At 58.6% G+C, this 14,802-nt stretch carries 13 protein-coding genes; 7 read left to right on the top strand and 6 right to left on the bottom strand.

The window, feature by feature from the left end; translation table 11 throughout:
* Positions 1–1,046: 1,046 nt before the first annotated feature.
* Positions 1,047–1,439, top strand: a complete 393-nt coding sequence (locus NKJ81_RS23430; protein WP_352541906.1) for a hypothetical protein — start codon at positions 1,047–1,049, stop codon at positions 1,437–1,439.
* 57 nt (positions 1,440–1,496) lie between these two features.
* On the opposite strand, the gene NKJ81_RS23425 is transcribed toward NKJ81_RS23430, so the two are convergent.
* Together NKJ81_RS23425 and NKJ81_RS23420 are read right to left on the bottom strand one after the other, a co-directional pair.
* Positions 1,497–3,038: a caspase family protein gene (locus tag NKJ81_RS23425; RefSeq protein WP_352541905.1), complete on the bottom strand. Its 1,542-nt coding sequence runs from the start codon at positions 3,036–3,038 to the stop codon at positions 1,497–1,499.
* A 495-nt stretch (positions 3,039–3,533) separates the two neighbouring features.
* Positions 3,534–3,713 (bottom strand): hypothetical protein, encoded by a 180-nt coding sequence (locus NKJ81_RS23420; RefSeq protein ID WP_352541904.1) that lies wholly within the window; start codon positions 3,711–3,713, stop codon positions 3,534–3,536.
* 201 nt (positions 3,714–3,914) lie between these two features.
* Between NKJ81_RS23420 and NKJ81_RS23415 the strand changes: the two genes are divergently transcribed.
* The 3 genes from NKJ81_RS23415 (at position 3,915) to NKJ81_RS23405 (ending at position 7,567) form a co-directional block, all read left to right on the top strand.
* Positions 3,915–5,864: a CHASE2 domain-containing protein gene (locus NKJ81_RS23415; protein WP_352541903.1), complete on the top strand. Its 1,950-nt coding sequence runs from the start codon at positions 3,915–3,917 to the stop codon at positions 5,862–5,864.
* Between the two features lie 26 nt (positions 5,865–5,890).
* Complete coding sequence (locus NKJ81_RS23410; protein ID WP_352541902.1) at positions 5,891–6,649, top strand: hypothetical protein; 759 nt, start codon at positions 5,891–5,893, stop codon at positions 6,647–6,649.
* Between the two features lie 456 nt (positions 6,650–7,105).
* Entirely contained in the window at positions 7,106–7,567 is a 462-nt protein-coding gene (locus NKJ81_RS23405; RefSeq protein ID WP_352541901.1) for a phasin, read from the top strand.
* On the opposite strand, the gene NKJ81_RS23400 is transcribed toward NKJ81_RS23405, so the two are convergent.
* Positions 7,564–7,881 (bottom strand): hypothetical protein, encoded by a 318-nt coding sequence (locus NKJ81_RS23400; protein WP_352541900.1) that lies wholly within the window; start codon positions 7,879–7,881, stop codon positions 7,564–7,566. The genes NKJ81_RS23405 and NKJ81_RS23400 overlap by 4 nt on opposite strands.
* Positions 7,882–8,231: 350 nt before the next feature.
* Here NKJ81_RS23400 and NKJ81_RS23395 point away from each other — a divergent pair, with 350 nt between their 5' ends.
* The 3 genes from NKJ81_RS23395 (at position 8,232) to NKJ81_RS23385 (ending at position 11,338) form a co-directional block, all read left to right on the top strand.
* Positions 8,232–9,371 carry an FIST N-terminal domain-containing protein gene (locus NKJ81_RS23395; RefSeq protein WP_352541899.1) on the top strand — a complete coding sequence of 380 codons (1,140 nt, stop codon included), beginning with the start codon at positions 8,232–8,234 and terminating at the stop codon, positions 9,369–9,371.
* Positions 9,372–9,381: 10 nt separating this feature from the next.
* Positions 9,382–10,722 (top strand): ATP-binding response regulator, encoded by a 1,341-nt coding sequence (locus tag NKJ81_RS23390; protein ID WP_352541898.1) that lies wholly within the window; start codon positions 9,382–9,384, stop codon positions 10,720–10,722.
* Positions 10,723–10,792: 70 nt separating this feature from the next.
* Positions 10,793–11,338 carry a hypothetical protein gene (locus tag NKJ81_RS23385; protein WP_352541897.1) on the top strand — a complete coding sequence of 182 codons (546 nt, stop codon included), beginning with the start codon at positions 10,793–10,795 and terminating at the stop codon, positions 11,336–11,338.
* 94 nt (positions 11,339–11,432) lie between these two features.
* Here the strand turns inward: NKJ81_RS23385 and NKJ81_RS23380 are convergent, their stop codons facing one another.
* From NKJ81_RS23380 to NKJ81_RS23370, 3 genes are all read right to left on the bottom strand, one after another.
* A complete protein-coding gene (locus tag NKJ81_RS23380) occupies positions 11,433–12,116 on the bottom strand; it encodes a response regulator (RefSeq protein WP_352541896.1) in 684 nt (227 codons plus the stop codon).
* Between the two features lie 734 nt (positions 12,117–12,850).
* Positions 12,851–13,420: an S-(hydroxymethyl)glutathione synthase gene (gene gfa, locus NKJ81_RS23375; RefSeq protein WP_352451333.1), complete on the bottom strand. Its 570-nt coding sequence runs from the start codon at positions 13,418–13,420 to the stop codon at positions 12,851–12,853.
* 71 nt (positions 13,421–13,491) lie between these two features.
* Complete coding sequence (locus NKJ81_RS23370; RefSeq protein WP_352541895.1) at positions 13,492–14,619, bottom strand: S-(hydroxymethyl)glutathione dehydrogenase/class III alcohol dehydrogenase; 1,128 nt, start codon at positions 14,617–14,619, stop codon at positions 13,492–13,494.
* Positions 14,620–14,802 lie beyond the last annotated feature (183 nt).

Here is a 14,802-nt window from a genome sequence, read left to right as displayed (position 1 = left end):
CCCAGCACAAAAACGATAACCACCGGGTACTGACGGGTCTTCGCTCACCGGGAAGCGGCATTGATAGAGGCCTAGCTGAATGAGGGGGACATCTCTCGAAGTTAGTCTAACATTTTCAGGCATGATGGTTTCCTAGTTCACAGCAATTGCCGGATGACGGCCGCAGTGCGACCCGTCAGGGGCGAGCTTCTCTCGTTTGGGAGGCTATGGATCACCATATGGTGTTGGCAGCACCGTCAATGAAGCCCGACGCCCTGCTTCTGAAGCCAATAGTTTGCGACTTAAGGCCACACCCGCAAACGCATTAGCAATCTACCATCGTGTCCCCGAGGCACCCGCCCGCCGCGGTTTGCCGGCTAATTCGTGCCGTGTGCGCTGGAGGTACCACTCCTCTCTGAATCCTGCAGTGAGGCGTGGCGAAATCCGAACTCGCCCCGTAGATGCTTGACGTGGGCTTTCAGCCCGGCCTGACCCATGGTCGCCGGCCTTCGGGGGTGGCCCGGCGTGCTCTTGGACACGCTTCCACAGCCGTTCGCGCATCTCCCGGTTCAAGGTGATGAAAGCCGAACCGGCATATTTTCCGGTACCGGGCTTCGCCAGCAAGGCGAATGCCGCCTTGCCCGGCTCGCGCTCGACGCCCAATAGTTCGTATTCCTGGACTGTGAAGCTCTTCGTCTTCAGCCAATTCGTCGTCGGGCCGCTTCGATACGGGCTGTCGGCGCGCTTCGAGACGATGCCCTCAAGGCCCGCTTGGTCGGCAACATACGCGGCGGTAAGTGCAAAGAGGCTCGCAATCCAAACACCACGCATCACACGCTCGGGCGGTCTGCGCATTGTAAACACCGAGAACGCGTTGGCTTAAGCGCAAATCCTAGGGAACATGCTAGAATGTGCGGCTTCGCTCAACTTGAGCAAATGTCCCCAACGACATCTAGGACGCGCTGATTTCCGCTTCTTGAAAGCTTGTTATCATGATAATTTTCAGTCTCCTCGCTTAAGAATATATAGACATTTCAGTCAAACCGGCGGGGGATGGGGAGGATAGGATGAAACTGTTATCGCTTGTTGTCGTAGCTACGTTTTCACTTGCTATGTCCGCTTGGGCCGAGGATCTACCAAGTAGCGCGAAGAAAGCATCGATGGAAGAATTTAAGACTTTTGCTAATGGGAAAAAGGTAAATGTAATTATATACGACGCTGGAGCCGCCATAACTGCCACTCTTGTCTGGAACTGGAAGAAAAAACAGATAATTGGCGAAGCTTTGGTGAACAACAAAACTAAGATAAAGGTCAAAGTTCCATTGACTTTCGACGGCGACAAGGCCTGTTCACAAGACCAAGGTAAACCAGTTTGTCATCTTATCTACATTGACGACGACAAATTTTACGAGGTGCGCGACGACGGCAAAGTCCACGCGACTTCAACGTTGGTTCAATGAGACGGACCACGTCCGAATGGTTTGGTCGGCGTTTGCACGGACCCGCAAATGCCGGCCCTATTCAGTACGCTTGTCAAGTCTTACGACACCTGCACACTCGCCTCCGACTCGAGAAAACTCACCGCTGCCTTTCGCACCTTGAAGCCTGCCGATGATATGGTTTTGCCTTGGCGCACCATCGTCATCGACGAAACTTAAATAGATGTCGAATGCCCCGTCGGCGGTGATTGTTCCGGCCAAAGGCACCATCGCGGAAATTTCCGTTCCATCGATAAAGATTGTCGTTGACTGTTCAGTGTAATCGCAGGCGGAATTACCTGCGCGCCGCGTCAGTGCCCACGCGCCATCAAAAGCCTTTACCTTGACCGGAGCGCAGACACGTTCTGGGATATTCTTGATTGCGCGCAACACCTCTTTCGTCGGCTCTAGGCTGGCAAGCTTCAATCCCCGCTGCTCGGCAAAGGCTTGAAGAGCTTTCCGACTTCCCGGTCCCCATTTGCCGTCTGCCTGTCCGACAAGGCAGCCGACTCGCGTTAGCTCTGTTTGCGTTGCCTTTGTCAACGCGCGCGGATCAGCCAAAGCTTGCGTCACATCTAAATCAGGATGAGCTTCTGCAACCGCCACGCCCGCGATGGAAATCGAGGGGGCTTTGCCACGATCTGTTGCTGCCTGTTCGATCTCGTCGATCTTCAAGCTGGCTAACGCCGCAAAGGCGCCGCTTGGATACTGTCTGAGATAGGCCTCAAAGAAGCGCTTGTCCGTTTTTTCCTTGATGGTCTCCCAATAGGCGACTTCTACGTCCCCTCCTTTCGCACCCGCCGTGACAGCGGTGTTTCCGGACAACGGTTGCAAAATGACGTCGCCCGTCAGCGAGGAGTTGTCCCATGGCACTTGCTTGCCGTCGGTTGCTTCAAGCACATCCCTACGGACGTTGATGAGGTCGCGGGAGATGTCCTGGCCAGGCGTACCAAGATTCTTCAGCAGCGCAGATGTGAACGGCGAGTTCCTTCCCTCGCCGTCCAGCGCAACGTTCCCGGGCTGCGTTGCAAAGGCTATGAGCGATCCAACGCCCGTGCCTAGCTTTGCCAAGCCCCGACCGACCGACCCTGATCGCGTACCCATCGAGCGCCCAAGGTTCTGTGAGAAAGGACTGTCCCGGCAAGCATCCAAAAATACCAGGTTGACCTTCGTGGTTCGCTCCATGGCCGACAAGACGAGGTCCATGGGCACGGCTTCGAAGTCGAGGTCGTTATATGTGGATAGCCGCGCATCAACGGGAGCCATGTAGTTGGTGCCGTTCACCTGGACGCCATGGCCGGCATAGAAGAGAAGCGCCATGTCGGCACCATCCAGCTTGCCGATGAAATCTCGAACCGTGCCGCGCATCCCGCTCAGATCGAGGTCCTCGCCTGCAACCACCTCAAAGCCCAACGCCTGCAGTTTTGCGGTCATATCCACCGCATCATTTTTTGGATTGGAAAGTGGAACCGCGTATCTATAGGCAGAATTACCGATGACCAGCGCGACGCGCCGTTCTGCCCACGCTTGGGCGCTCAGCGAAACTAGAAGAAGCGCAATGGCGAAGCGAAGCGCCATCATGGCTGTATATCCTTAGTCTCGGCTCATTCAGCGGGTTCACCAGTCGATAGACTGGACAAAACCGGAGCAATCTTGCGAGACTGAGCCCGGTGCTTCGCAGTGTCAAGTCCAACGGATAGTCGGTAGTGGATCAGTTTGAAATCTGACGCTGCGCTTTTTACCGGGCGCCGTTCTTCCTCAGCTCTGGGCATATTTGTCAGTTCTTCGGCATTTGGGGTGGCACAAGTTGAACATATGGCGTCGTCGGTTCCTTATCAGGGCGAATGCGGCTGGGGGCCGGCTTCCCGTGTTTGCCGAGCGACCTAATGTATTGATAGAGCGATTGCATATCGCTCTCCTCCATCGCTCGAAGATTGTACCAAGGCATCGGTGGAGACGTTCTAATGCGCTTCAGCATCCCTACGAATCCACGCTCGCTCATTACCGAAGCATCTATCCGAAGATTGGTCGCATAGGTCGTGCCCCAAGGACCGCGCCAACCGACCGAGTTGCCCATTAAAGCCTTTCAGGATCAATCTTGCCTTCTGTTTCGCTGTAGCCTTCGGTATGGCAATCGTGACACCCGCCGATGATTGATACCTGCAACCCTCGTTCGACCGATACTTCGCCTTGAGCGAAGGCTGCAATTGGCATCGTGAGACCGGTTAATAGGAAAAACAGGCTTGTGACACGCATCCTTCCCTCCCATGCGTTCCGCTAAGCATATATGAGCCAACGTCCGAAGGCGACGGCCGCGTCGAGGCCCTCAAATTTCAAACTGACCCACTACCGGACAGTCCAACGGACTTAGCGAAGGGCCTACCGCTAGCCCTCACTTCGCCGGCGGTCTATGCTGTGTAAACTCACGCCGATAGACCGAAACGGATTGCACGCAGCTTGGCCGTCTTCACGCCGATCGGAAAGGTTCAAAAAGGGCGCCTTCTCGCATCGCTCGGATTCTTTTTCATTCTGGGAGCCTGCATTGCCACATTCTCTCCCTCGGGCGAGAAACTGCTGCGCGACGTCTTGATGACGACCATCTCGCCCTTCGTTGCGCCCCCGACAGACATCGTGATCGTGACGATCACAGAGCAGACCTTGGAAAGATTTCCCTATAGATCGCCGCTGGATCGGGGTGCCTTGGCCGACCTCGTGCAGAGAATCGATAAAGCTCATCCGAGAACAATAGGCATTGACTTGCTTTTCGATCAGCCAACCGAGGCGGAGAAGGATCGGCGCCTGGCTGAGGTTATCGAGGCGGCCGAAAGTCCCGTAATTGTCGCATCTGCATCACACGAGGACGACCTTACCGACAAGCAACTGTCGTACCTTAGTCGCTTCGCGCCAAGCGCCATCCGCGGACTGGCGGCCCTGTCTCATGATAGGGTCGACGGGGTTGTGCGGGAAGAATTTCCAGGGCGCCTGGTGAATGGCAACTGGCAACCTAGCTTTGCATCAGCGCTCGCGCAGACCGCCGGCATATCGGCATCGCAGGCTGCGGAGAAGATGGTCTACTATCGGGCTACAGGCATTCATCCGGCACGATTTACAATATATCCGGCGCACGCCGCCGCTTTCGCGCCCCCGGCCTGGTTCGCCGGGAAGTTCGTTTTGATCGGCGTTGACCTCCCGCTGCAGGATCGTCATGCAACCCCCTTTGCCGTGCTGAACGGCTCTGTTGCCGGAGCGCTGCCGGGTGTCGTTATTCATGCCAATGCGCTGGCGAGGTTGATCAAGGGCGACAAAATCATTACGCCAGAGGCGGTGGCGGCGTTTGCGCCCTTCGTTCTCGCGACGGCGCTCTGCATCTGGGTCGCTTGGCTCCGCATATCAGTGTTGGTGAAACCTGTGGTCATCATCGGCGCAGTCGTTTTGGTTTTGATCTTAGAAGCAACCGCGTTTGCCAAGGCCGGAATTCTGTTACCTATGGTCGCGCCGTCGATGCTGCTGCTAGGGCTCTCCGGATTCGTCGCAATTCTGGCATGGCACCGGGACTCGAAAGAAAGGCGTTTCGTCCAGAACGCGTTCTCTCAGTATCTCAGCCCGGCAGTCGTGGCAGAGCTAGTCAGCAAGCCGGCGTCGCTGCGCCTCGGCGGATCCGAACGCTTGATAACGTGCGTGTTCACCGACCTTGAGGGATTCACCAGTTTGGGCGAACGGACGGAACCAGAGGTATTTGCTACGGTTCTGAATGAATACCTCGAGGCGGTTTGTGGTCTCTTCATTGAACATGGCGCCACGATAGACAAACTAATAGGCGATGCAGTCATTGGTTTTTTTGGTGCACCGGGTGTGCAGGAGGACCAAGCCGAAAGGGCCCTAAAACTAACGCTTGCTACCGTCGCGATGTCTCGAAGATTTCGGACAGATCTAAAGTCTAGAGGCCATGACGTTGGCGTCACTCGTATCGGCGTCCATCGAGGACCTGCAGTTGTCGGAAATTTTGGGGGCAATCGATTCTTCAACTACACGGCCATGGGCGATACGGTGAACACCGCTGCCAGGCTCGAAGGCGCGAACAAGTTTCTAGGTACCGTGAACTGCATCAGCGAGGAGGTGGCGAACTCTTCCGATGACTACCTGCTTCGGCCGTCCGGTGTGTTGTGTCTGAAAGGCAAGACTGGGTGGATCTCAGCCTTCGAGTTGCTGGAAGACGGGCGTATGAATCGCGAGATGGTGGAGGCTTATTCGCAAGCTTACTTGCTGATGTCCGCGCGCGACAAGACTGCCGCTGCTGCCTTTGCATCGCTGGCCATTCAATATCCCAACGATGGCCTCGTTGCTTATCACCTTGGGAGACTGAAGCAGGGTGAGGCTGGCGATAGGATCTATCTTGAAGGCAAGTAAAACAAGCGTATGGTTGAACGTGCGTCATGTATCGGCAACCCAAAATCATTTTCCTACTGGCTGCGGCTATCGCAGCAGTTGGTTCCTGCTCGAGCGCTCTTGCGGCCAGCGAGTATGTCGTTGTCGCTGTCGATCCTCCCGCGGACAGCCCTCAGCTCGGCAAACTGTTCAGACTGGGCGACCTCGTGCACATCGAGGGTGGATCGACTGTCACTTTGATGGGTGACGATGGCTCGGTCACTGCGTTGCCGGGACCTGCCGATATTGTGGTGACTGACGACGCATCGGGTTCTGCATCAACGTCTAACGGGGCGGCAGGCGCTTCTTCGAGTTTGACTGCGATTTCGGATCTATTGGGGAATGCCGCTGGTCAGCTCCAAACCATAGGTGGGTCTCGTGGCGTTTCCGACACGACGGCCGCCACCTTGGAACCTTGGATGGTGCCGGTCGAAAATGGTCTGACAGGCTGCGTTTATGACCTCAAACTGGAACTTTGGCGCCCACCGGGGCACAGGGCGGATGTTTCGGTTGCCTACAATGAAGAGTCGCTGGCGACAAGCTTGGTCTGGGACAAGGATACCCCAATTTTGGCAATTCCCGGAAACGTGCCACCGGATCTTCGATCCGTTGGTTTGGTGATCGACGATAAGTCGTTTCGAATGCCTATCGTGCATTTGCCCACCGGCTTCAGCCCGTCGGATCATGTCGGACTGTATGCCTGGATGATAGGAAGCGGTTGTCTTCTTCAGGCATCCGCACTGATCCGGAACTTGGCTAACCGATAGACCACCAGGGGTGGTCACTTCACGGCGCACTGGAAGCGGTAGAGGCGCGCCTTCGCGTCAACCACCGCCATATCGAGGCAACTTCTCGATGGCGCGCTAAGGAAAGCGATCGCCTTGTGCCCAGCGGGTACGCCCACTGAAAGTTTGCGGCGCACGAATTTAACGCTTCGTTGACGTAGACTTGGACGGTTGCCGAATAGCGGCTGAAGTAGATACGCAGGTGGCAAAACGTCGTGCTCTGTTGCGAGGCTATGCTGGATCAGGTGGTCCGTCCAGAAGAGTTCTTCCTGCAGAACCGGCGATCTCGAGATGCCACCGACCCTCCGCATGCCCCCTCGGAACGCTGGAAGAGGGATGGTGCGTCGCACAAAAATATTGCAATGCACTATAAATGCCGTAACGTCAGTTTCGTAAATGAACGAGACGGCTTTTGTGAAAGGCCGTCCACCGGAAAGGATGGAAACTGTGGCCAAGACCGCTGACACCGTTGAAAATACCGCATTCCCCACCTTCGACGCGTCGAAGGCTGCCGACCAGGTCCGCGCTGTCGCCGAAAAGGGCGTCGAGCAGTCGAAAGAAGCCTATGCGAAATTTGCGTCAGGCACCGAGACGACCCAGAAGGCTCTGCAGTCGAGCTTCGAAACCGCCAAGACCGTCGGCAACGAGTTGTCGCTGAAGACAATTGCTGCTCTGCGCGCCAATGCCGAAGCCGGCTTCTCGCACCTCGAAGCCCTGGTTGCCGTGAAGTCGCCGTCCGAGTTCATCGAACTGCAGACTGCCTTCTTGCGCACGCAGCTCGAAAAGACCGTCGAGCAGGCCAAGGAATTTCAGGCCGTGACGACCAAGGCTGCCGAAGATGTATCGAGGCCGATCAAGGATGTCGTTGAAAAGGCGATGAAAGATCTCAAAGTCGCCTAATTGAGTCTAAGCGATCGGAAATAACCGCGAAACAACACCTTCTCCAGCCGGTCTTTTTCCTTTTGGCTGGATGCTCTTTGGTGCCTGCGTTGCCATGGCGGTGCGGGCATGGCTCTCTCGGCTGCGATCATCCGCACAATCTGACGGCGGCGAGCGACGAGCCCGGCCAGGGCCTCGGCTTCGGTGCCGCGCAACGGGCACTTGCCGCTTGCTCGACCCAACGAAGGCAGCGTTACAGCAGCATCGGTGGTGTCGGTCCTGGCCCGCTTGCCGAGCGCATTGGCGTAGGTTGTCACCTGCCCCGGATTGACCACGACAACCGCCAGGCTAGACTAGCACCCTGTCCAAAGCGGCAACGGCTAAGCGCGATACCCTGCCCCATTCTTGGCACGTCGAGCCTTGACATTCGCCTGCGGCAAATTCAGCTGGGCCTTCGTTGCACGGATGGCGGTGCGATGCGGCCTTTCGTCTGTGAGCGGCTGCGCGGACGCCGTCAAACGGCAGAAACTTCAAATCCATCATGTTGGCTCATTGCCAAAGCACCGCTTCAAGACAACAATGACCTCGACGCCGGCGCGCCAGACGCGCACAAAAAGAGCGTTGGAGGAAATGGAGGAGGAAGCCGCTGGCCAAGTCACGGACGCGCTATGCATGCGGCGTTTCGGTGCTCACGACCGACGAATCTGACGCGGATGCGTTCGCCCGGGCGGTGGCAGCGGAAGCAGCGGCCATTGACGCCGGGTTTGCCCTCCTGTTTTTCTCGCAGAGCCTCATAGAGGCCGTCGCCCTGTCGGAAGCGCTGAAGACCCACGCGCCGGCGCTCCACTATGCCGGCTGCTCGACAGCCGGTGAGATAACGCCCAAGGGGCTGGAGGAAGGCCAGATCCTGGCTATGCTGCTTCCCTCCGTATCGTTTTCGGCAGCCAGCACCATGATCGAAAATCTGTCCTCATCGGGCATGGACGGGATTACCGGCGAAGTCGAGGCGCTGAGGCGTTCATTACACGAGCGCCTCGGGCACGAGCGGGCCGACACCACTTTCGCGCTCTGCTTGATCGACGGCCTGTCTTATGCCGAAGAAGCGGTGACCTCCGCCATCCATTGGGGGCTCGACGACATCCCACTGATCGGTGGGTCGGCTGGCGATGATTTGAAATTTGAGACAACACGGCTGATCTCGAACGGCAAAGTGACCTCCGACAGCGCCATCATCGTGCTGGTCACCACGGAAATTCCTTTCCACGTGTTCAAGACCGACAATTTCGTTCCCACCGACGAGAAGCTGGTGGTGACGGCATCCGATCCCGACCACCGCATCGTGCGCGAATTCAACGCCACCATTGCCGCCGAGGAATATGCCGCCTCGGTCGGCGTCGTCGCGCAGATGCTGACGCCACTGAGTTTTGCCTCGCACCCGGTGGTGGTGAAAGTCGGCGGCGAATTTTACTGCCGTTCAATCCAGAAGATGCACGCGGACGGCTCGCTGTCGTTCTTCTGCGCCATCGACGATGGTGTCGTGCTTGCCGTCGCCCAGCCTAAGGACATGGTCGAGGCGACCCGCGCCGCGCTCAGCGACGTCAGCGAAAGGCTTGGCGGCATTGACCTGATCCTCGGTTTCGACTGCGTGCTGCGCCGGCTCGACGCGCGCAATCGGCAGGTCTATCGCGAGATTTCGGAACTCTACAGGGTCAACAACGTCCTCGGCTTCGGCACCTATGGCGAACAGTACCGTTCGATGCATCTGAACCAGACCTTCACCGGCATCGCCTTCGGTGAACGCAATGCGGCCGAAGCGGCGGAGTAGGAAATCCGGGATGCCGCTCAGGAACATCGACGACCTGGAAAGGCTGAAGAAGATCAACGCCGCGCTGATCAGCCGCGTCGAGCGTTCCATGGACCAGCAAGGCAATGCCTTTTCGCTGTTCCAGACGGCCATTTCGCTCGAGAGCCGGGTGCGCAGCCGCACCGAAGAGCTGCATTCGACCTTGCGCCGGCTGGAGCAGTCGAACATCGACTTGAACGCGGCCAAGGAAAACGCCGAGCTGGCGAACCTGTCCAAGACCAGGTTCCTGGCGGCCGCCAGCCATGACGTGCTGCAGCCGCTGAACGCCGCGCATCTGTCGGTCTCGGCGCTTGCCGAAGTACAGACCAGCGAGGAAGGCACAAAGCTGGTCCGCCAGGTCGAGCGATCGCTGGAGACGATGGAGGACCTGCTCCGCACCTTGCTCGACATTTCCAAGCTCGATGCCGGCGTCGTGCAGCCCGACATCACCGATGTCAGCCTGGAGACGTTGTTTTCGTCTCTGCGCTCGGATTTTCAGCCGGTCGCGGAGATGAAGGGGCTGACGCTGAAGTTCCGGCCGGTCGATGCGCTCGTTCGTTCGGACCGAACCTTGCTGCGCCGCATCCTGCAGAACATCCTGTCCAATGCACTGCGCTATACCCGCTCGGGCGGCGTGTTGGTCGGCACCAGGCATCGCGGCGACACGATCCGCATCGACGTCGCCGATACCGGCTGCGGCATCCCCGACGACCAGCGCGAGGCGGTGTTCGAGGAATTCCATCGCGGCGTGATCCCGACGGATGCCGGGCTTGCCGCCGGCGGGCTGGGGTTGGGGCTGGCCATCGTGCGCCGCATCGCCGCGGCCCTCGGCCATCCCGTCACGTTTTCGTCGAAGGTCGGACATGGCACGATTTTCCATATCGACGTTCCGGTCGGGATCGGCGACACGGCCGATCCAATCGCCAGCACCGTCGACATGGAGCGGCCGCGCGGCTACGGTCTGTTCGGCACAAGGGTGCTGCTGGTCGAGAACGACATCGACGTGCTGCAGGCGATGACCTCCCTGCTCGAGCGCTGGCAATGCCTGGTGCGCCCCGCCGCCTCGACCGGTGACGCGCTCGACATGCTTGGTGATACGGACTGGTTGCCAGATATTGTCATAGCCGACCAGCATCTCGACGGCGGCGATCTCGGCACCACCACAATCGCCAAAGTCCGTGATTGTCTCGGCCGCGCGGTGCCGGCGCTGATCGTCACCGCCGATGGTTCGGAGACAATCGCCAACGCCGCCCGCGCCGCCGGCATCGAACTGATGCGCAAACCGTTGAAACCAGCGCAACTGAGGGCGTTGCTGGCACATCTGCTGGCTTGAACTGGTCGTATCTTCCCAGCACACGGGTCAGCGTATTCCAGCCATTACTTGTGCCTAGGCGGTAATTCATATGAAGCAGATTCACTTCTTCGCGCTAAAGGATGATATTCTTCCCGTATTGGAAGCAGTAGAACTTGAAATTTCGATAAAATACATCCTCATGGGTCATTTTCCCAAGATGGAATTCGACCCTTTTAGCAATAGAATGCAAATTCCAACTCTTGGGCATTCAACCACTGGATCGGCTTCCAGCGGTCGATCATTTCTTGTCACTGGCCACGCTGTGCCCATTGAGGTGAGGCCGATAAAAACACCTTTCGGCATCCGGTATTCGTTAGATCAGCTTGGCAATCCGGACACAGTAACTTTTTCGCCTGGTGGGCGATGGGCTGAAGATGTTGTGATAAATGGCCGCGTAGCTACGGTCTCCGACACGCCGCTCGCTCAGGAGCTAATGAAGACTTTTAATAGAGCATTCAAAAAGCAATTTAGTAAAATTAAAGCATTTCACGTTGGACCCGGGGCCGCCATTTTACTGGACGAGGGAAAGCGGCTAACTGCTGCAGAGCAATCGCCGCGTGAATTTGATCTGACTAGGGAGGCGCGGGTTGCTTAGCTGGTGTCAGGAACGTGAGAGCCGTCGGTTAGTCCGATTGCGGTGACACGAGTGCTGTCGACTAGGGTGACAGTGCGCTTTTTAGCGAGCCCTCTCAAAACCCCGCCCGATCGCGAAACAGCTCGGCATTGTCGAGCTTTGAGACCTCGATCACCGCCTGTGTGCGGCTGTAGACGTTGAGCTTGCGCAGGATTTCCGAGACATGCGCCTTGACGGTGGTCTCGCCGACCTGCAGCTCGTAGGCGATCTGCTTGTTGAGCAGGCCCTGGCGCAGCATCTGCAGCACCTTGAGCTGCTGCGGCGTCAGCGTGGCCAGGCGCTGCACCATCTCGGCGCGGTCGGTGCTGTCGGCGTCGCGCGGCCGGCCTTCATAAGTCTCGGGAACATAGATCGCGCCTTCCATCACCGAGCGGATGGCGGCGGCAAGGTCGCTCTTGCGCGCCGATTTCGGGATGAAGCCGGCCGCACCGTAGGACAGCGCCTCGGAAATGATCTTCGGTTCCTCATAGCCGGAGACGATGACGACCGGCAGGCGCGGATAACGCGTCCTGAGCTGCAGCAGCCCGTCAAACCCATGCACGTCGGGCATGCTGAGATCGAGCAGCGCCAGGTCGAACGGCTTGGCATCCGTCAGAAGCTCGAGCGCCTCGGCAATCGAGCGCGCCTCCACCGTGTCGACTTCCGGATAGGCCATCTGCACGGCACTATGCAGCGCCTCTCGAAACAGCGGATGGTCGTCAATGATCAGGAACCTGGCGCGATCGGTCATCAGCTTCATTTCGGTTTGGTCTGGCCTAGAATAGTCCTGCAACCATGGCCAGCTTATTGGCAAATAGTACATTGCCATCTTGGCCGGCTAAAGCAGAATGTGGCCATGATTTCCGCGGCGCCACGCGGCAGATGTGGCCGTTCTGAAATGCAATACCTTGCCCGGTGGCCCAAATCGGCCGAATGTGCCGGCGACGGATCGATTGAAACAGAGACAGGTCGTGACCGACTTCCGGCTTCGCGTGACAGCCAGTGACCGCCGGCTTTCGCACTGTTGCCGGCCGCCACACGACGCTTCCCCGACGCCCGCCCTGTTCGTGGCCGCACCGATGGTATCGGCTGGTCTGGGGTCGCGCTGGTGTACGGGCTGGTTTCCTGGGCAAAACGCGGCAAGCTGATGGTGCTGCCGTTCAAGCCCCGCTAGGCGCTCGTATCGTTCTGGTAAGGAGCACCACCTTGTCGCCATCGCGCTTTGGGCGCGACTTTGCCCGCGATATCCAAGCTAGTCCACGATCTGGGCCGCGCCAAGCCAGAACCACCTGATCGCAGTCGCTGATCTCGAAGAACTATACGACCCGGTTGGACCAATTTCAGCGTATTCCCGTTGGGCCCAACGCCCCCGAGGCTGACAGCACGTCGGCAATGACTTACGAAGCGTGTCCGTCTACGCGCTCGCCTGCGTTCGTTCCAACGCCTGGGACCGGGCGATTTCGTCCGGCCCCAAAGATAGTGTCTGATCAGTCGTTAGGCCGGCAACGCGCCGGACCGCTTGGCCGTCCAGGTGGCGATATAGTCCATCAGTCCTGGATTGAGGCAATCATAAGGTTCGAGCCCGATCGACTTCAGCTGTGACCTTATGCCGTCCATGCGGCTCGGATCGACACCGGACTCGATGATCGAAGAGACAAAGGCGGTGAAGCCCGGCGGTGACCAGCCGTCTTCCTGGAAGCGTTCGGGATGGATGAAGGACAGCCCCTTGAAAGCGTGGTCGCGCTCGACCGGGCCGTGCATATGGACGCCGCAGCCGGTGCAGGCATGGCGCAGGATCAGCGCGCCCGGATCGACGATCTTCAGCTTGTCGCCGTTTTCGGTCACCGTCACGTCGTTTGTACCGGCAACCGCCACGACCGAGAACAGCGCGCCTTCCGGCTTCCAGCATTTGGTGCAGCCGCAGGCATGGTTGTGGGCGATCTGGCCCTTGACCTTCACCTTGACCGGGTTGCTGGTGCAGGCGCAGACCAGCGTGCCGCCCGCAAAGTCGGCCTTTTCCCGTGGCAGTCCATTGTCGATTTTAGGATGCAGTTTTTCCGGCATTTTTGTCTCCTCCCTGGTTGAACATCTGCATTTTTCGGCCGCTGGCCGGTTAGCCGACGGCTTTCTCCTCGTCAGTAAACCACCACGCTCCTGATCGACTTGCCTTCATGCATCAGGTCAAAGCCCTTGTTGATGTCCTCGAGCTTCAGCGTGTGGGTGATCATCGGATCGATCTCGATCTTGCCGGCCATGTACCAGTCGACGATCTTCGGCACGTCGGTGCGGCCGCGCGCGCCGCCGAAGGCGGTGCCCATCCAGGTGCGGCCGGTGACCAGCTGGAACGGCCGCGTCGAGATCTCCTGGCCGGCGCCGGCAACGCCGATGATGACCGACTTGCCCCAGCCGCGATGCGACGCTTCGAGCGCCTGCCGCATGACTTTGGTGTTGCCGGTGCAGTCGAACGTGTAGTCGGCGCCGCCGATCTGGTCGGCGCCGCGCTTGGTCATGTTGACGAGATGGGCCACGACATCGCCGTCGATCTCCTTCGGATTGACGAAATGCGTCATGCCGAATTTCTCGCCCCATTCCTTCTTGTCGTTGTTCAGGTCGACGCCGATGATCATGTCGGCGCCGGCAAGGCGCAGGCCTTGGATGACGTTGAGGCCGATGCCGCCGAGGCCGAACACGACCGCCGTCGCGCCTTGCTCGACCTTGGCCGTGTTGATCACAGCACCGATGCCGGTGGTGACGCCGCAGCCGATGTAGCAGATCTTGTCGAACGGGGCGTCGGCATTGACCTTGGCCACCGCGATCTCGGGCAGCACGGTGAAATTGGAGAAGGTCGAGCAGCCCATGTAGTGGAACAGCTTGTCCTTGCCGATCGAGAAGCGCGAGGTGCCGTCCGGCATCAAACCCTGTCCCTGCGTGGCGCGGATGGCGGTGCACAGATTGGTCTTGCGCGACAGGCAGGACGGGCACTGCCGGCATTCCGGCGTGTAGAGCGGGATGACATGGTCGCCCTTCCTGACCGAGGTGACGCCCTTGCCGACGTCGACGACGATGCCGGCGCCCTCATGGCCGAGGATCGCCGGAAACAGGCCTTCCGGGTCGGCGCCCGACAGCGTGAACTCGTCGGTGTGGCAGATGCCGGTTGCCTTGATCTCGACCAGCACCTCGCCATCGCGGGGACCTTCGAGGTCGACCTCCATGATCTGCAGCGGCTTTCCGGCGGCAACGGCGACAGCGGCGCGCGTTTTCATCAGGCAATCCTCCCATGACGACCCATAGAGTTTCTCATTCCGCCATTGCTGCGGATGAGACCGCAATACGCTCATTCATCGCCGTATCCCCGCGAAAAGGAATAGGACTAAAGCAGACACGTAAGTCCACTTGCGGGGCTTTGATAAATCTTGTGGCGTCCGCTAAGCTCATTGTGGGCACCT

The sequence above is a fragment of the Mesorhizobium sp. M0018 genome, assembly GCF_040323955.1.
Taxonomy (GTDB): domain Bacteria; phylum Pseudomonadota; class Alphaproteobacteria; order Rhizobiales; family Rhizobiaceae; genus Mesorhizobium.
Note: the sequence above shows the minus strand (reverse complement) of the source record. Positions and strands in the feature narration are given on the sequence as shown.